Here is an 18,533-nt window from a genome sequence, read left to right on the forward strand (position 1 = left end):
GCGCAAGCGCCACCCGGCTTTTTTACATCTTCACCCTTTCATCCATGCCCGGATCCCGTCCAGGAACATCTGCGTCGCCATCATCACCAGAATCAGCCCCATCAGGCGCTCCAGCGCGTTCACCCCTTTCTCACCCAGCAGGCGCAGGAACAGCGACGACTGCAACAGGATAATAAACGTCCCGCCCCAGGCGATCAGCAGGGCAATCACCAGATGGCTCATCTGATTCGGATACTGATGCGACAGCAGCATCAGCGTCGCCAGAATCGTTGGCCCGGCGACCAGCGGAATTGCCAGCGGCACGATAAACGGCTCTTCACCCGCAGGCAGGCCGCTGCTGCTGCCCTCCGCGCTCGGGAAAATCATCTTAATGGCAATCAGGAACAAAATTATCCCGCCGGAAATGGAGACCGTTTCGGCGCGTAAGTTCAGGAAAGCGAGGATTTTTTCCCCGGCGAACAGGAAGATAAACATCACCAGCAGGGCGATGAGCAACTCGCGGATCATGATCGCCCGACGGCGCTTCGGCTCGGTATGCTTCAGCACCGACATGAAGATCGGCAGATTACCGAGCGGATCCATAATCAGGATCAATAAAACCGCTGCGGAAATGATTTCACTCATCTTAAATTATCCCTGATACTTATTGTGGTCATTGCGATGATTAGCACTTTTTCTGATTGCCGGGCAATCATCGATTAATTTCGCTTGCGACTTTGGCAGCATTTTGTAATGTGAAGCATATCCCAGTTCAATACTGGCTTGCACAATCAGCACACACCCCTTGCAGGAAAAAAATGCTATGAAAAACGTTGGTTTTATCGGCTGGCGCGGTATGGTCGGCTCTGTACTCATGCAACGCATGGTTGAAGAGCGCGATTTCGACGCCATCCGCCCGGTCTTCTTCTCCACTTCCCAGCTCGGCCAGGCTGCACCGTCCTTTGGGGGTACCACAGGCACGTTGCAGGATGCTTACGATCTGGAAGCGCTGAAGGCACTCGACATTATTGTGACCTGCCAGGGCGGCGATTATACCAACGAAATCTATCCGAAGCTGCGTGAAAGCGGCTGGCAGGGCTACTGGATTGACGCGGCCTCTTCGCTTCGCATGAAAGACGATGCGATCATTATTCTCGACCCGGTTAACCAGGGCGTCATCACCGACGGCCTGAACAACGGCGTGAAAACCTTTGTTGGCGGTAACTGCACCGTCAGCCTGATGCTGATGTCCCTCGGCGGCCTGTTCGCGCAGGATCTGGTGGAGTGGGTCTCCGTGGCGACCTACCAGGCGGCCTCCGGCGGCGGCGCGCGTCATATGCGCGAGCTGCTGACCCAGATGGGCCAGCTGCACCAGAGCGTCGCTGCCGAGCTGGCAGACCCGGCGTCCGCCATCCTCGACATCGAGCGTAAAGTCACTCAGCTCACCCGCAGCGGCGAGCTGCCGGTAGATAACTTTGGCGTACCGCTGGCCGGTGGCCTGATCCCGTGGATCGACAAACAGCTGGATAACGGCCAGACCCGCGAAGAGTGGAAGGGCCAGGCTGAGACCAACAAAATCCTCGGCACCGCGAACACCATTCCGGTTGACGGTCTGTGCGTGCGTATCGGCGCGCTGCGCTGCCACAGCCAGGCCTTCACCATTAAACTGAAAAAAGATGTGTCTATTCCGACCGTGGAAGAGCTGCTGGCCGCGCACAACCCGTGGGCGAAAGTGGTGCCAAACGATCGCGATATCACCATGCGCGAACTGACCCCGGCAGCCGTCACCGGCACGCTGACCACCCCGGTTGGTCGTCTGCGCAAGCTGAACATGGGGCCGGAGTACCTCTCCGCGTTCACCGTTGGCGACCAGCTGCTGTGGGGTGCAGCCGAGCCGCTGCGCCGCATGCTGCGCCAGCTGGCGTAATAATTTGTTAAACACGGGGGGTGATTGTCACCCCCTTTTTTTGCGTACTACATGGAGTAAAACGCAGATGTCTTATTTTTTATCAGGAGGACCCACGACGTTGGCTATGCTTTAAGGAAGATTTATTTCTCACCTGAGGGTAGGGCGGAGCAGAGAGGATTAACTGCACCGTTTAGGTCACATTAAAAGTCGTCCCGGAGCGCGTAAAAAGGGCGACATAAAAAAACAGGATGAATACCATGTCCGATCGTATTTCGAGAGACGTGATTAATGCGCTTATTGCGGGTCACTTTGCCGACCCCTTTTCTGTGCTAGGGATGCACCGTACAGAGGCCGGACTGGAAGTTCGGGCGCTGTTACCGGATGCAACGGAAGTGTGGGTTATCGAACCCAAAACCGGCCGCAAGGTGGGTAATCTGGAATGCCTCGACTCGCGTGGCTTCTTCTCGGGCGTCATGCCCCGCCGTAAAAATCCTTTTCGTTATCAGCTTGCCGTTATCTGGCACGGTCAGCAAAACCTGATTGACGATCCCTATAGCTTCGGCCCGCTTTTAAAAGAGATGGACGCCTGGCTGCTGTCCGAAGGGACCCATTTACGCCCCTACGAAACGCTGGGTGCCCATGCGGATACCATGGACGGTATCACCGGCACGCGTTTTGCCGTATGGGCGCCAAACGCCCAGCGCGTCTCCGTCGTCGGGCAGTTCAACTACTGGGACGGTCGTCGTCACCCCATGCGCCTGCGCCGGGAAACCGGCATCTGGGAACTGTTTATCCCCGGTGCGCACAACGGTCAGCTCTACAAATTCGAGATGATCGATGCCAACGGCAAGCTGCGCATTAAATCCGACCCTTACGCTTTTGAGGCCGAACTGCGCCCGAATACCGCCTCGCTGATTTGCGGCCTGCCGGAGAAGGTTGTCCAGACGGAAGAACGCAAGCAGGCCAACCGCTTTGATGCGCCGATCTCCGTCTATGAGGTGCATCTCGGCTCGTGGCGTCGCCACACCGATAACAACTTCTGGCTGAGCTATCGCGAGCTGGCGGACCAGCTGGTGCCGTACGCCAAATGGATGGGCTTTACCCATCTGGAGCTGCTGCCGATCAACGAACACCCATTTGACGGCAGCTGGGGCTATCAGCCAACCGGGCTGTATGCGCCTACGCGCCGCTTCGGCACGCGCGATGACTTCCGCTATTTCATCGATGCCGCGCACGCCGCCGGGCTGAACGTGATCCTCGACTGGGTGCCGGGCCACTTCCCGTCGGACGATTTTGCGCTGGCAGAGTTCGACGGCACAAAGCTGTACGAGCACAGCGACCCGCGCGAAGGCTATCACCAGGACTGGAACACGCTGATCTACAACTACGGTCGCCGTGAAGTGTCGAACTACCTGGTCGGGAACGCGCTGTACTGGATCGAGCGTTTCGGCATTGATGCCCTGCGCGTCGATGCGGTGGCGTCGATGATTTACCGCGACTACAGCCGCAAAGAGGGGGAGTGGATCCCGAACGAGTATGGTGGCCGTGAAAACCTCGAAGCGATTGAGTTTCTGCGCAACACCAACCGCATTATCGGCGAGCAGGTGGAAGGCGCCGTGACCATGGCGGAAGAGTCCACCGACTTCCCGGGCGTTTCCCGTCCACCGTCAATGGGCGGACTGGGCTTCTGGTTCAAGTGGAACCTTGGCTGGATGCACGACACGCTCGACTACATGAAGCTCGACCCGGTCTATCGTCAGTATCACCACGATAAGCTCACCTTCGGGCTGCTCTACAACTACACCGAAAACTTCATGCTGCCGCTGTCGCACGATGAAGTGGTGCACGGCAAAAAATCCATTCTCGACCGCATGCCGGGGGACGCGTGGCAGAAGTTTGCCAACCTGCGCGCCTACTACGGCTGGATGTTCGCCTTCCCGGGCAAAAAGCTGCTGTTTATGGGTAACGAATTTGCCCAGGGGCGCGAATGGAACCACGATACCAGCCTTGACTGGCATCTGCTGGAAGGTGCGGACAACTGGCACCATGGCGTACAGCGTCTGGTCCGCGACCTGAACCTGACCTATCGCCACCATAAAGCGCTGCACGAGCTGGACTTCGATCCATACGGCTTTGAGTGGCTGGTGGTGGACGACCACGAGCGCTCGGTGTTTGTCTTTGTGCGCCGCGACAAGGCGGGTAACGAGATCATCGTTGCCAGCAACTTCACGCCGGTGCCGCGCGAACACTACCGCTTCGGCATTAACCAGCCGGGCAAATGGCGCGAAATTCTCAATACCGACTCCATGCACTACCACGGCAGCAACGCCGGTAACGGCGGGCTGGTGCAGAGCGATGCCATTGAAAGCCACGGCCGTCCGAACTCCCTGAGCCTGACGCTGCCGCCGCTGAGCACAATCTGGCTGGTGCGGGAGGGAGAATGACGCAGCTCACGGCAGGTAAACCCGAACCGCTCGGGGCGCGCTTTGACGGAAAGGGGGTGAACTTCACGCTCTTTTCCGCTCACGCGGAGCGGGTGGAACTCTGTGTCTTTGACGGGGAAGGTAACGAGCACCGTTACGATTTACCGGCGCGCACGGGGGATACCTGGCATGGCTACCTGGCCGGAGGACGGCCAGGGATGCACTACGGTTTTCGCGTACACGGCCCCTGGGAGCCCTCTCAGGGGCACTGGTTTAACCCGGCGAAGCTGCTGATTGACCCGTGCGCGCACCGCGTGGACGGTGAGTTTAAAGATGACCCGCTGTTCCACGTTGGCTACGGCGAACCTGACCACCGCGACAGCGCGCCCGTCGCGCCCAAAAGCGTGGTGGTGCACGATCTCTACGACTGGGAAGACGATGCCCCGCCGCGCACGCCGTGGGGCAACACCGTTATTTATGAAGCCCACGTCAAAGGGCTGACGTATCTGCACCCGTCAATTCCCAAAGAGATGCGCGGCACCTACAAAGCGCTTGGGCATCCGACGATGGTCGCGTACCTGAAGCATTTAGGCATCACCGCGCTGGAGCTGTTGCCCGTGGCGCATTTCGCCAGCGAGCCGCGGCTACAGCGTCTTGGGTTAAGCAACTACTGGGGCTATAACCCGCTGGCGATGTTCGCCCTCGACCCGCGCTACGCAGTGCAGCCGGAGAAGGCACGGGATGAGTTTCGCGATGCGGTGAAGGCGCTTCACGCGGCGGGTATCGAGGTCATTCTGGACGTGGTGCTGAACCACAGTGCGGAAAGCGATCTTGACGGCCCGACGCTCTCACAGCGCGGAATCGATAACCGTAGCTATTATTGGATCAGGGACGACGGCGATTACGAGAACTGGACCGGGTGCGGTAACACCCTCAACCTCAGTCATCCGGCCGTTACGCATTACGCGTACGAGTGCCTGAAATACTGGGTTGAGACGTTCCACGTGGACGGTTTTCGCTTCGACCTGGCGCCGGTGATGGGGCGCACCCCGGCGTTCAGCCAGCAGGCGCCGCTGTTTGAGGCCATCAAAAACTGCCCGGTGCTCTCAAAGGTGAAGCTGATTGCGGAACCCTGGGACATCGGCGAGGGCGGTTACCAGGTGGGGAATTTCCCGCCGCTGTTTGCCGAGTGGAACGACCACTTCCGCGATGCCATCCGCCGCTTCTGGCTGACGCGCGATCTGTCGCTGGGGGAGTTTGCCGGTCGCTTTGCCGGCTCCAGCGATCTCTTCAAGCGTGACGGCAAACGTCCGTCGGCCACCATTAACCTGGTGACGGCGCACGACGGTTTTACGCTGCGCGACTGCGTTTGTTTCAATCAGAAACACAATGAGGCAAACGGCGAAGAGAATCGCGATGGGACTAACAATAACCATAGCTTTAACCATGGTATAGAAGGGTTAGGCGGAAGTCTGGATGTGATCGAGCGGCGACGCGCCAGCGTTCATGCGCTGCTGACGACGCTTTTGTTGTCGCAGGGCACGCCGATGCTGCTGGCGGGCGATGAGCACGGCCACAGCCAGCACGGCAACAACAACGCCTATTGCCAGGACAACACCCTGACCTGGCTCGACTGGGGAGAAGCGAACAGCGGGCTGACCCATTTCACCGCGGCGCTGATTCATCTTCGCCAGCGCATCCCCGCGCTCACCGCTGACCGCTGGTGGGAAGAGGGCGACGGCAACGTTCGCTGGCTGAACAAAGACGCGCAACCGTTAAGCGCGCAAGAGTGGCAACACGGCATACCCTGTCTGCAAATCCTGCTTTCGGATGCGTGGCTGGTGACGCTGAACGCGACGGATGACGTCGCAGAGATTGTTTTACCTGACGGGGAGTGGCGAGCCATTCCTCCCTTTGCCGGAGCGGATAATCCGGTTGTTATGGCTGTCTGGCACGGGCCTGCGCACGGAGTGTGCGTATTCCAAAGATGATAAAAAAGGAGTTAGTCATGGTTAGATTAGAGAAGAACGATCCGTTAATGTTGGCGCGCCAGCTACCATTAAAAACAGTTGCCCTGATACTCGCGGGCGGGCGTGGTACCCGTCTGAAAGATTTGACCATCAAGCGCGCCAAACCGGCCGTTCACTTTGGTGGTAAGTTCCGTATTATCGATTTTGCACTTTCCAACTGCCTGAACTCAGGCATTCGCCGTATTGGCGTCATTACCCAGTATCAGTCGCACACGCTGGTGCAGCACATTCAGCGCGGCTGGTCATTCTTCAGCGAAGAGATGAACGAATTTGTCGATCTGCTCCCGGCGCAGCAGCGCGTTCACGGGGAGAACTGGTACCGCGGCACGGCGGATGCCGTGACCCAGAACCTCGACATCATTCGTCGCTACAGCGCGGAATACATCGTCATCCTCGCCGGGGACCACATCTACAAGCAAGATTACTCCCACATGCTGATCGACCACGTCGAAAAAGGGGCGCGCTGCACCGTGGCGTGTCTGCCGGTGCCTGTTGCGGAAGCAACCGCGTTTGGCGTGATGCATGTAGATGGCGATGACAAGATTATCGACTTTGTCGAAAAACCGGCGAACCCGCCAACCATGCCGGGCGACGACACCAAATCGCTCGCCAGCATGGGGATCTATGTCTTTGATGCCGATTATCTTTATGAACTGCTGGAAGAGGACGACAAAGACGAAAACTCCAGCCACGACTTCGGTAAAGACATCATCCCGAAAATCACCAAAGCTGGCATGGCGTATGCACATCCTTTCCCGCTGTCCTGCGTGCAGTCCGATCCGAATGCGGAGCCTTACTGGCGCGATGTGGGAACGCTGGAAGCGTACTGGAAAGCCAACCTCGATCTGGCATCCGTCACGCCTGAGCTGGATATGTACGACCAGAACTGGCCGATTCGCACGCATATGGAATCGTTGCCGCCGGCGAAGTTCGTCCAGGATCGCTCCGGCAGCCACGGCATGACGCTCAACTCGCTGGTCTCTGGCGGTTGCATTATCTCCGGTTCGGTGGTGGTGCAGTCCGTGCTGTTCCCGCGCGTGCGTATAAACTCATTCTGTAATATCGATTCGGCAGTTCTGCTGCCGGATGTCTGGGTAGGACGCTCATGTCGTCTGCGTCGCTGCGTTATCGATCGTGCCTGCATCATTCCCGAAGGGATGGTGATTGGGGAAAACGCGGAAGAAGATGCGCGTCGTTTCTACCGTTCGGAAGAGGGGATCGTGTTAGTAACACGGGAAATGTTGCGGAAGCTGCAAATCAAACAGGAGCGATGATGCAGGTTTTACACGTATGTTCTGAGATGTTCCCGTTGTTAAAAACGGGCGGCCTGGCGGATGTTCTTGGTGCATTACCAGCGGCGCAAATCGCCGGAGGGGTGGATACCCGCGTGTTGTTGCCCGCTTTTCCGGATATCCGGCGCGGTATTCCCGATGCAAAGGTTGTTACCCGTCGCGAGACCTTCGCGGGACGTATCACCCTGCTGTTTGGACATTACAATGGCGTAGGGATTTACCTGATTGATGCCCCGCATTTATACGATCGACCCGGCAGCCCGTATCACGATACCAACCTGTACGCCTATACCGATAACGTGATGCGCTTTGCCCTGCTCGGCTGGGTGGGGGCGGAAATGGCCGTCGGACTGGATCCGTTCTGGCGTCCGAACGTGGTGCACGCGCACGACTGGCATGCGGGGCTGGCTCCTGCGTATCTGGCGGCGAAGGGGCACCCGGCCAAATCGGTGTTTACGGTGCACAACCTGGCGTATCAGGGCATGTATTACGCGCATCATATGAATGACATCGATCTGCCATGGTCATTCTTTAACATGCACGGACTGGAGTTTAACGGACAGATTTCGTTCCTGAAGGCGGGTCTGTACTACGCCGACCACATCACGGCGGTCAGCCCAACCTACGCGCGGGAAATTACCCAGCCGGAGTTCGGTTACGGTATGGAAGGGCTGCTGCAACAGCGCCACCGTGAAGGTCGCCTGTCGGGCATTCTGAACGGCGTGGATGAACAGATCTGGAATCCGGAAACGGACCTCCTGCTGGCGGCGCGCTATGGTCGCGACTCCGTGGAGGACAAAGCGGAGAACAAGCGCCAGCTACAGATTGCGATGGGGCTGAAGGTCAACGACAAGGTGCCGCTGTTTGCGGTGGTCAGCCGCCTGACCAGCCAGAAAGGGCTGGATCTGGTGCTGGAAGCGCTGCCGGGATTACTGGAGCAGGGCGGCCAGCTGGCGCTGCTCGGCGCGGGCGACCCGGTATTGCAGGAAGGTTTCCTCGCGGCCGCGGCGGAACATCCGGGGCAGGTGGGCGTGCAGATTGGCTATCACGAAGCGTTCTCGCACCGCATCATGGGCGGCGCGGACGTTATTCTGGTGCCGAGCCGCTTCGAGCCCTGCGGCCTGACGCAGCTCTATGGTCTGAAATACGGCACGTTGCCGCTGGTACGCCGCACGGGCGGGCTGGCGGATACGGTGTCTGACAGCTCCCTGGAAAACCTGGCGGACGGTATCGCCAGCGGGTTTGTTTTCGAGGACAGTAATGCCTGGTCGCTGCTTCGGGCGATCCGGCGTGCTTTCGTCTTGTGGTCCCGTCCATCCCTGTGGCGTTACGTACAACGTCAGGCGATGTCCATGGACTTTGGCTGGCACGTTGCGGCGCAGTCCTACCGCGACCTTTATCAACGCTTGATGTAACGAGGCGAAGTTACTGATATGAATGCTCCATTTAGCTACTCTTCCCCCACGCTCAGCGTTGAGGCGTTGAAACACTCCATCGCCTATAAGCTGATGTTTACCATTGGGAAAGATCCCGTTATTGCCAACAAACATGAGTGGCTGAACGCCACGCTGTTTGCGGTGCGTGACCGTATGGTCGAACGCTGGCTGCGCTCCAACCGCGCCCAGCTTTCGCAGGAGACGCGACAGGTGTATTACCTGTCGATGGAGTTTCTGATTGGTCGCACCCTCTCCAATGCGCTGTTATCGCTCGGGATTTATGACGACGTCAAAAACGCACTGGAAGAGATGGGGCTGGATTTAGAAGAGCTGATTGACGAAGAGAACGACCCGGGGCTGGGTAACGGTGGTCTCGGGCGTCTTGCCGCCTGTTTCCTCGATTCACTGGCGACGCTGGCGCTGCCGGGGCGCGGCTACGGTATTCGCTACGACTACGGTATGTTCAAGCAGAACATCGTGGATGGTCGTCAGAAAGAGTCTCCAGACTACTGGCTGGAGTACGGTAACCCGTGGGAGTTCAAGCGCCACAACACGCGCTACAAGGTGCGTTTTGGCGGGCGCATTCAGCAGGAAGGGAAAAAATCCCGCTGGGTGGAAACCGAGGAGATCCTCGCCGTGGCCTATGACCAGATCATCCCCGGCTACGACACCGATGCGACCAATACGCTGCGCCTGTGGAACGCGCAGGCCAGTAGCGAGATCAACCTGGGTAAATTCAACCAGGGTGACTACTTCGCGGCGGTGGAAGATAAAAACCACTCCGAGAATGTGTCACGCGTCCTGTATCCGGATGACTCGACCTACTCAGGCCGCGAGCTGCGCCTGCGTCAGGAGTATTTCCTCGTCTCGGCAACGATTCAGGATATCCTTAGCCGTCACTATCAGCTGCACAAAACCTATGCGAATCTGGCGGAAAAAACCGCCATTCACCTCAACGATACCCATCCGGTGCTGTCGATCCCTGAGCTGATGCGCCTGCTGATTGACGAGCATAAGTTCAGCTGGGATGACGCGTTTGAAGTAACCTGCCAGGTGTTCTCGTACACCAACCATACGCTGATGAGTGAAGCGCTGGAGACGTGGCCGGTGGATATGCTCGGCAAAATTCTGCCGCGCCATCTGCAAATCATCTTCGAGATCAACGACTACTTCCTCAAGACCTTGCAGGAGCAGTACCCGAACGATACCGGTCTGCTGAGCCGCGCCTCGATCATTGATGAATCCAACGGGCGTCGCGTACGGATGGCCTGGCTGGCGGTGGTGATCAGCCACAAGGTGAACGGCGTGTCAGAGCTGCACTCGAACCTGATGGTGCAGTCGCTGTTTGCGGACTTCGCGAAGATCTTCCCGACGCGTTTCTGCAACGTGACCAACGGCGTCACCCCGCGCCGCTGGCTGGCGCTGGCGAACCAGCCGCTCTCCGACGTTCTGGATGAGAACATTGGCCGCACCTGGCGCACCGATTTGAGCCAGCTGAGCGAGCTGGAGCAGCACATTGATTTCCCGACGGTGAATAAAGCGGTACGGGAAGCCAAGCTGCTGAACAAGAAGCGTCTGGCGGTCTGGCTGGCGATGCATCTGAACGTGGTGGCGAACCCGAAAGCGCTGTTCGACGTGCAAATCAAACGTATCCACGAGTACAAGCGTCAGCTGATGAATGTCCTGCACGTTATTACCCACTACAACCGCATTAAGGCTGACCCGACGGCGGAGTGGGTGCCGCGCGTGAAAATCTTTGCCGGTAAGGCGGCGTCCGCGTACTACATGGCGAAGCACATCATTCATCTCATCAACGATGTGGCGAAGGTGGTGAATCACGATCCGGACATTGGCGATAAGCTGAAGGTCGTGTTTATCCCGAACTACAGCGTAAGCCTGGCGCAGCTGATTATTCCGGCGGCGGATCTCTCTGAGCAGATTTCCACGGCGGGGACGGAAGCATCCGGCACCAGTAACATGAAGTTTGCCCTGAACGGCGCGCTGACTATCGGCACGCTGGACGGCGCAAATGTCGAAATGCTGGAGCATGTGGGCGCGGAGAATATCTTTATTTTCGGGAATACGGCGGAAGAGGTGGAGGCGCTGCGCAAGCAGGGCTACTCGCCGCGTGAGTATTATGAAGAGGATGAAGAGTTACGCCAGGTGCTGACGCAAATCGCCACCGGCGTGTTTAACCCTGAGGAGCCCGGACGCTATCGCGATCTGGTGGACTCGCTGATTAACTTTGGCGATCACTATCAGGTGCTGGCGGATTACCGCAGCTACGTGGATTGTCAGGATAAGGTGGACGAACTGTACCGTCAGCAGGAGAAGTGGACCAGCGCCGCGATGCATAACATCGCCAACATGGGATACTTCTCGTCGGACAGGACTATCAAAGAGTATGCCGAGAATATCTGGCATATTGATCCGGTGCGGTTGTAAAAACAAAGCCCGGTGGCGCTGCGCTTACCGGGCCTACGGGATCGAGTAGGCCGGGTAAGGCGGAGCCGCCACCCGGCTTTTTTTCAATTACGACGCCAACGACAATTCACGCTTTCCCGCATGTTGTTGCAACCATTGCGCCACGCGAGACTGCTGCTCGGCATTCAGCCACATCCCTTCTTTAGTACGACGCCAGATAGCATCGTCCAGACGGCGCACCCACTCGTGTTCCACCAGGTAGCGCAGTTCCGCTTCGTACAGCTCATGGCCAAAATGCTCGCCCAGATCGGCAATCTCTTTCGCCTCGCCGAGGAACAGTTCGGTGTTGCTGCCGTAGGTACGGGCATAGTGGCGCGCCATTCCTTCGGTAATGAACGGGAAGCGGCGACGCAGCTTCGCGGCGTAATCGTCGCGGTTATCGCCGATATCGCCGCCAGGCAGCACGGCGCCTTTCGTCCACGCCGGGCCGATGCCTTTGTAATACGGCGCCAGTTTCTCCAGCGCGTGCTCCGCCAGTTTACGGTAGGTGGTGAGCTTACCGCCAAATACCGACAGCAGGGGCGCCTGACCGTCCACGTCATGAATATCAAGCGTATAGTCACGGGTGATGGCCTGCGGTGAGTCAGACTCGTCATCACACAGCGGACGCACGCCGGAGTAGGTCCAGACCACGTCATCGCGCGCCAGCTGTTTCTTAAAGTGCGCGTTGTACACTTTCAACAGGTAGCTGACTTCACTCTCGTCGATTTCAACGTTTTTCGGATCGCCCTTGTACTCCACGTCGGTGGTGCCGATGATGGAGAACTCGTCCATCCACGGGATCACAAACACAATGCGCTTGTCTTCATTTTGCAGGATATAAGCCTGTTTCTGGGTATGCACGCGCGGCACCACAATGTGGCTGCCCTTGATCAGGCGGATGCCGTACGGAGAAGGCAGGTGCATACCGTCATCGAAGAACTGTTTTACCCACGGGCCGGTGGCATTCACCAGGCCGCGCGCTTTCCAGCTAAACTTCTCACCGGTATCCACGTCTTCCGCTTCCACAATCCACAGGCCGTTTTCGCGGCGTGCGGCGGTCGCGCGGGTACGGGTTTTCACCTCGCCGCCTTTCTTCTCGACCATCTGCGCGTTAGCCAGCACCAGACGCGCATCGTCCACCCAGCAGTCGGAATATTCGAAACCGCGCACGATTTCAGGTTTAAGAACCGACTCTGAGCCAAAACGCAAACCTGTCGAACCCGGCAGGCTGGTGCGTTTACCCAGATGATCGTACATAAACAGACCAATGCGGATCATCCACGCCGGACGCAGATGCGGGCGATGAGGCAGACGGAAACGCATCGGGATCGCCAGATGCGGAGCCATTTTCAGCAGTACTTCGCGTTCAGCCAGCGCTTCGCTGACCAGGCGAAATTCGTAGTGTTCCAGGTAGCGCAGGCCACCGTGGATCAGCTTGGAGCTGGCGGACGACGTCGCGCAGGCGAGATCGTTAGCTTCCAGCATCAGCACGGATAAACCGCGTCCTGCGGCATCAACCGCAATACCGGCACCGTTGATGCCACCGCCTATCACAATCAGATCTTTGGTTTCCATAACACCCTCATGCACTTTCGTTAAAGCTCAAAAATGTTCGATATCGCTCATAATAGCAAAGGAACGCGCTTTTGGTAACATCAAAAAAACAATTTAGAGTGATATGGATAACATAATGGCGTTTACCCGCCGCCAGGACGTACACTACGGGGTAAAATAGTGCGGTCTGATGCCCTCACCCCAGCCCTCTCCCACGGGGAGAGGGTGATCCGTTACCCTCTCCCTCCGGGAGAGGGTAGGGTGAGGGGAAAACCGCACCACACCTGAATATAAGATGAGAACACCATGGATCAGTTTGAATGTATTAACGTAGAAGAAGCCCATCAGAAGATGCACCAGGGACAAGCGGTGCTGGTGGATATCCGCGATCCGCAGAGCTTTGCGATGGGCCACACGCCGGGCGCGTTCCATCTCACCAACGACACGCTGGGCGCGTTTATGCGCGATAACGACTTCGATACCCCGGTGATGGTGATGTGCTATCACGGCAACAGCAGTAAAGGCGCGGCGCAGTATCTGCTCCAGCAGGGTTACGACGCGGTGTACAGCGTCGATGGCGGCTTCGATGCCTGGCATCGTCATTTCCCGGCAGAAGTTGAATACGCGTTTGAGCGCTGATCCCGCTATACTGTCCCCTTTTGTGTGGAAATAAGCGACCGCTGCCCATGTTGATGATCACCTCTTTTAGCAACCCGCGCGTCGCCCAGGCGTTTGTCGACTATATGGCGACGCAGGGCATTATCCTGACTATTCAGCAGCATACACAGACGGATGTCTGGCTGGCAGACGAAAGCCAGGCCGGCCGCGTGAACGACGAGCTTGCGCGTTTTCTGGAAAACCCGGGCGACCCGCGTTATCTGGCGGCAAGCTGGCAATCCGGCCAGACCGGCAGTGGCCTGCACTATCAACGTTTTCCGTTTCTCGCCACCCTGCGCGAGCGCGCAGGACCGTTTACGCTGCTTTTGATGGCAGCCTGCATCATCGCCTTCATTATTATGAGCGTGGTGGGCGACCAGAGCGTGATGATTGCCCTCGCATGGCCGTACGATCCCTCCCTGCAATTTGACGTCTGGCGCTACTTCACGCATGCGCTGATGCACTTCTCGGTGATGCATATCCTCTTTAACCTGCTGTGGTGGTGGTATCTCGGCGGGGCGGTGGAGAAGCGGCTCGGCAGCGGCAAGCTGATTGTGATCACCCTTATCAGCGCCCTGTTAAGCGGCTACGTGCAGCACAAATTCAGCGGTCCATGGTTTGGCGGGTTATCCGGCGTGGTGTACGCCCTGATGGGTTACGCCTGGCTCAGAGGCGAGCGCGACCCGGATAGTGGCATCTATTTACAACGTGGATTAATAACCTTTGCGTTAATATGGCTTATTGCCGGATGGTTTGATCTGTTTGGTATGTCTATCGCCAATGGTGCGCACGTTACCGGCCTGGCGGTTGGGCTGGCGATGGCGCTGGCCGATACGCTCCATGCGCGAAAACGAACATAATTCCCAGGGATATTTCATGAAACAAACACAACGTCATGACGCCATTATCGAACTGGTAAAAAAACAGGGATACGTCAGTACTGAAGAGCTGGTGGAGCAGTTTGCCGTCAGCCCGCAAACCATCCGTCGTGACCTCAACGACCTGGCCGATCAGAACCGTATTCTGCGTCACCACGGCGGCGCCGCACTGCCGTCCAGCTCGGTGAACACCTCATGGCATGACCGTAAGGCGACGCAAACGGCAGAGAAAGAGCGTATCGCCCGTAAAGTGGCGAGCCAGATCCCGAACGGCGCGACGCTGTTTATTGATATCGGCACCACGCCGGAAGCGGTCGCCCATGCGCTGCTGAACCACGAGAACCTGCGCGTGGTGACCAACAACCTGAACGTGGCCAACACGTTGATGCAGAAAGACGATTTCCGCATCATCCTCGCGGGCGGCGAACTGCGCAGCCGCGACGGGGGCATTATCGGCGAAGCGACGCTCGATTTTATCTCTCAGTTCCGCCTCGACTTCGGCATTCTGGGGATCAGCGGTATCGACACCGACGGCTCGCTGCTGGAGTTTGATTACCACGAAGTGCGCACCAAGCGCGCGATCATTGAGAACTCACGCCATGTAATGCTGGTGGTGGATCACTCCAAGTTTGGCCGTAACGCAATGGTGAACATGGGCAGCATCAGCATGGTGAATGCGGTCTACACCGACGTGATGCCGCCGGCGGGCGTCATGCAGGTGATTAAAGATAATAATGTGCAGTTAGAGTTGTGTTGAAAAGCCGTTCTCCCTCTCCCTGTGGGAGAGGGCCGGGGTGAGGGCATCAGGCCGCACAAAACTAAACCCCGTATCCCATCATCTTCAACAGCTGCTGCGCATGCTGCACCGCGTCCTGACGGTGCGCCACGCCCAGCTTCTGATACAGATTGCGAATGTGCGTTTTGATGGTGGTCGCCGCCACCGCCAGCTCACCGGCAATCTGCTCGTTGCTGTAGCCTGAGTAGATCAGCCCCAGCACCTGCCATTCACGCTGGGTGAGCGGGCTGGTGCGGATAAGTTCCGGTACTTCCGGGTGGTTCAGCAGACGTTCAACAAAGTTCTCATCAAAGTGTGCAAACTTGTGGCGGTGGTGCTGGTTGATCTCGCGCAGAATGCGCTGGGCGCGATGCTGATCGAGTTCCGGCAGCGTGTTGAGCTGAATCAGCTGGCGCAGCTGCTGGGCCATCACTTCACCCTCAATCACAAAGTGGCTGATAAACCCGGTGCGGTTCGCCAGCTGTAACGCTTCCAGCAGTACGCGCTGGGCATCGTTTTTACGTCCCGCCTGCCAGTAAAGCTGGTTTAACAGCAGCAGGTTGCGGTTTAAATCGCTCATCAGGCGCAGACTGCGGGCGTTTTCGTTTAACTCTTCCAGCACGATCTCGGCAGGCTCAAAGTCACCCAGCAGGATCTGCACGCGGGCGATGTTGCGCCACTGGCTTTGCAGGAAGTGGTTATTGGCAAATTCCGGTTTAGGCGTATGACGCAGCCAGTTGGCGGCGGACTTTTTATCGCCGGTCATCTGCCAGTAAATCACCCGGACCTTATCGGCGTTGGATACCCAGTCGCTATGGTACTGCCCGTTGCCGAGCAGGTTTTCCAGGCGGTTAAGATGGTTGCGGGCATTATCCAGGTCGCCGCGCGCCAGCGAGCACTGCACCAGCAGAGCCAGACACTGGAGCTGCTGCTGCGGCTGGAAGCTCGAAAGGACATTCAGACCCTGGCGGGCGCAGCTTTCTGCTTCATCCAGACGCGACCATGCCCACAGCAACTGAGCGCGAATACGCAACAGGAACTCGTGCATCGGCAGCTGTTCCAGATGCTGTTCACGGATCAGCTGGAACGCTTTCTCCTGGTTTTCCCAGGCGGCTTGCAGGAATCCCTGAGCAAATAAAATCTCGCTTTGCTGGATCAGGCTCCACAGGGCGTAATGCCAGACATCGTGGCGGCGCGCCATCTGTTCGGTTTGCTGCATGAGTGAAAGCGAACGCGTGAGATCGCCCTTACAGTGCAGCACTTCGCCGTGTACCGAGGTGGCCACAATACGGCTGTAAAAATTCGCCAGCGGCAGCTCATCCAGCGCGACCATCGCCAGCCGTTCGGCTTCCTCAGGGTCACCGTCGTTAATCGCCACCTGCGCACGCAGGGCGTTAAATTCGCCATGCAGGGTGGTATCCATCTCGCTTTCCATCTCCTGCTCGGCGCGCGCCAGCAGGGTGTTCACTTCGCTGTAGCGATGCTGGCTCTGCATCAGCCAGGCCTGGAGCAGCACCAGACGCGGATTCTCCAGCAGGCTTTCCCACGGCAGCGCTTTTAACGACTCTTCCAGCAGCGTCAGTTCACTGTGGTTGAACAGTCCCCACGCGTGGTTGAGCAGAATATCGCGCAGCATACCGGCATCCCCGGCGGCCAGCGCATGGTGGATAGCCTCGCTCGGGAAACCTTGCGCCATCCAGCTTTCGGCGGCGGCGCGGTGAATGTCAGGCAGCTCTGCGGCCAGTTCCCACTGGCAACGCTGGCGCAGGAAGCTGCCAAACAGCGGATGGTAGCTAAACCATTCGCCGGGATCGTCCATGCGCGTCAGGAACAGACCCTGACGTTCAATCTCTTCGAGCTGAAGCTGCCCGTTTTCAATGCCGGTGACGCGTACAATCAGCGCATCGTTCATGGAACGCAGCAGGGAGCTTTTCAGCAGGAAATGGCGGGTGGAGAGGTCAACGCTGTCGAGTACCTCATCCACCAGATAATCCGACAGGTGGCTGGCGTTGATGCCCGCCAGGCGGCGTGCGGACTGATGCGTCGGGCTGTTGTTTTGCCGCGCGGAGAGGGCAATCAGCTGAAGCGCCGTGGCCCAGCCGGCAACGTCATCGCACAGGCGGCTGCTTTCCGACGCCTCAATCGGAGACGTCAGGCGGCAGTCAAAGAACTGCTTCGCTTCCTGATGGGTAAAGGCCAGCTGCTGACTGCCGATTTCCAGCAGCTGATCGCGCACGCGCAGGTTGGCAATGCCCAACTGCGGAAGGTTACGCGACAGGACAACCAGCGTCAGGTTTTCCGGCTGATGGCGCAGGAAGAAACGCATGGACTCGTGAATAACCGGGTTGGTGATCAGATGATAATCATCAATCACCACATACAGCGGGCGATGCCATTCGGCCAGCTCGATAAACAGCTGGGAGAAAAGAGAGGACAGGCTGGCGTACTGGCGCTTTTGCACCATCACCTCGCTGGTGACGCAGTGTCCGTTGGTTGCCTGCTGAATCGCGGCAATTAAATAGCTGGCAAAACGCTCCTGCTGGTTATCCCCTTCATCCAGGGAGTACCAGCCAAGATCGCTTTTACCTGCCGCCCATTGCGAAATGAGCGTTGTTTTTCCATAACCCGCAGGACTCGTAACCAGCGCCAGTCGGAAATTATGCGCACCGGAAAGTTTAGCCAGCAGGCGCTCGCGGACCACAGTATGGTCAAGACGAACCGGGCGACTTAATTTGGACGGAATCAACATAGTTTTCACTTCACTGTGGGGAACGAGAGAATTTATTTTTTTTGCGCTTCGTAATTAATATCTATAAGTTCGGCCAATAGAGGAACTATTGCAAGTTATGTCTGGGTTTGGAGGCTCTGAATTTGCACTCTGTCACAAAACATTCTCATCACTGATGGAACTTTCCGTAAATGGCTGGATGCCGCGCTGCTTCTGGCTTGTCTGCACAAGTCGCGGTTGCGCTGAAACTGGTTTCAGAAAGAGATAATGACGCTGAAGTTAATTAACTTCGGGAAAGTTGCATTGGCTTAATAGGGGTGCTGAATAATCCCGACGCGCGGAAATATTATTCTACGTAAGTAATCATTTCAGCGATGATTAATTTCCTCCGAAACTGCATTTCATT

12 protein-coding genes are annotated in these 18,533 nt (G+C 57.5%); 9 read left to right on the forward strand and 3 right to left on the reverse strand.

Features of this window, described 5'->3' with window-relative positions; translation table 11 throughout:
• Positions 1–30: 30 nt before the first annotated feature.
• Positions 31–624 carry an NAAT family transporter YhgN gene (gene yhgN / locus ACOTX5_RS13950; protein WP_003861574.1) on the reverse strand — a complete coding sequence of 198 codons (594 nt, stop codon included), beginning with the start codon at positions 622–624 and terminating at the stop codon, positions 31–33.
• Positions 625–802: 178 nt separating this feature from the next.
• Here yhgN and asd point away from each other — a divergent pair, with 178 nt between their 5' ends.
• From asd to glgP, 6 genes are all read left to right on the forward strand, one after another.
• Entirely contained in the window at positions 803–1,906 is a 1,104-nt protein-coding gene (asd, locus tag ACOTX5_RS13955; protein ID WP_003861575.1) for an aspartate-semialdehyde dehydrogenase, read from the forward strand.
• A 239-nt stretch (positions 1,907–2,145) separates the two neighbouring features.
• A complete protein-coding gene (gene glgB, locus ACOTX5_RS13960; protein ID WP_045910905.1) occupies positions 2,146–4,332 on the forward strand; it encodes a 1,4-alpha-glucan branching enzyme in 2,187 nt (728 codons plus the stop codon).
• Positions 4,329–6,302 (forward strand): glycogen debranching protein GlgX, encoded by a 1,974-nt coding sequence (gene glgX, locus ACOTX5_RS13965; protein ID WP_045910904.1) that lies wholly within the window; start codon positions 4,329–4,331, stop codon positions 6,300–6,302. The genes glgB and glgX overlap by 4 nt, the downstream gene beginning before the upstream one ends.
• A gap of 17 nt (positions 6,303–6,319) precedes the next feature.
• Positions 6,320–7,615, forward strand: coding sequence for a glucose-1-phosphate adenylyltransferase (glgC, locus tag ACOTX5_RS13970; RefSeq protein ID WP_017384139.1), 1,296 nt, complete (start codon positions 6,320–6,322; stop codon positions 7,613–7,615).
• Positions 7,615–9,048, forward strand: coding sequence for a glycogen synthase GlgA (gene glgA, locus ACOTX5_RS13975; RefSeq protein WP_017384140.1), 1,434 nt, complete (start codon positions 7,615–7,617; stop codon positions 9,046–9,048). Before glgC ends, glgA begins: the two co-directional genes overlap by 1 nt.
• A gap of 18 nt (positions 9,049–9,066) precedes the next feature.
• Positions 9,067–11,514 (forward strand): glycogen phosphorylase, encoded by a 2,448-nt coding sequence (gene glgP, locus ACOTX5_RS13980; protein WP_032103634.1) that lies wholly within the window; start codon positions 9,067–9,069, stop codon positions 11,512–11,514.
• Positions 11,515–11,601: 87 nt separating this feature from the next.
• On the opposite strand, the gene glpD is transcribed toward glgP, so the two are convergent.
• Complete coding sequence (gene glpD, locus ACOTX5_RS13985) at positions 11,602–13,110, reverse strand: glycerol-3-phosphate dehydrogenase (protein WP_015571453.1); 1,509 nt, start codon at positions 13,108–13,110, stop codon at positions 11,602–11,604.
• A 285-nt stretch (positions 13,111–13,395) separates the two neighbouring features.
• Between glpD and glpE the strand changes: the two genes are divergently transcribed.
• From glpE to ACOTX5_RS14000, 3 genes are read left to right on the forward strand one after another with little or no spacing between them, the layout of a single operon-like run.
• On the forward strand, positions 13,396–13,728 hold the full coding sequence (gene glpE, locus ACOTX5_RS13990) for a thiosulfate sulfurtransferase GlpE (protein ID WP_015571452.1): 333 nt from the start codon (positions 13,396–13,398) through the stop codon (positions 13,726–13,728).
• A gap of 47 nt (positions 13,729–13,775) precedes the next feature.
• Positions 13,776–14,606: a rhomboid family intramembrane serine protease GlpG gene (gene glpG / locus ACOTX5_RS13995; protein WP_063438934.1), complete on the forward strand. Its 831-nt coding sequence runs from the start codon at positions 13,776–13,778 to the stop codon at positions 14,604–14,606.
• A gap of 16 nt (positions 14,607–14,622) precedes the next feature.
• Positions 14,623–15,381 (forward strand): DeoR/GlpR family transcriptional regulator, encoded by a 759-nt coding sequence (locus tag ACOTX5_RS14000; protein ID WP_032655365.1) that lies wholly within the window; start codon positions 14,623–14,625, stop codon positions 15,379–15,381.
• 61 nt (positions 15,382–15,442) lie between these two features.
• Here the strand turns inward: ACOTX5_RS14000 and malT are convergent, their stop codons facing one another.
• Positions 15,443–18,148, reverse strand: coding sequence for an HTH-type transcriptional regulator MalT (gene malT / locus ACOTX5_RS14005; RefSeq protein WP_015571449.1), 2,706 nt, complete (start codon positions 18,146–18,148; stop codon positions 15,443–15,445).
• Between the last annotated feature and the right edge of the window lie 385 nt (positions 18,149–18,533).

This window comes from Enterobacter cloacae complex sp. IR5441, from assembly GCF_049238215.1.
GTDB lineage: Bacteria > Pseudomonadota > Gammaproteobacteria > Enterobacterales > Enterobacteriaceae > Enterobacter > Enterobacter hormaechei_C.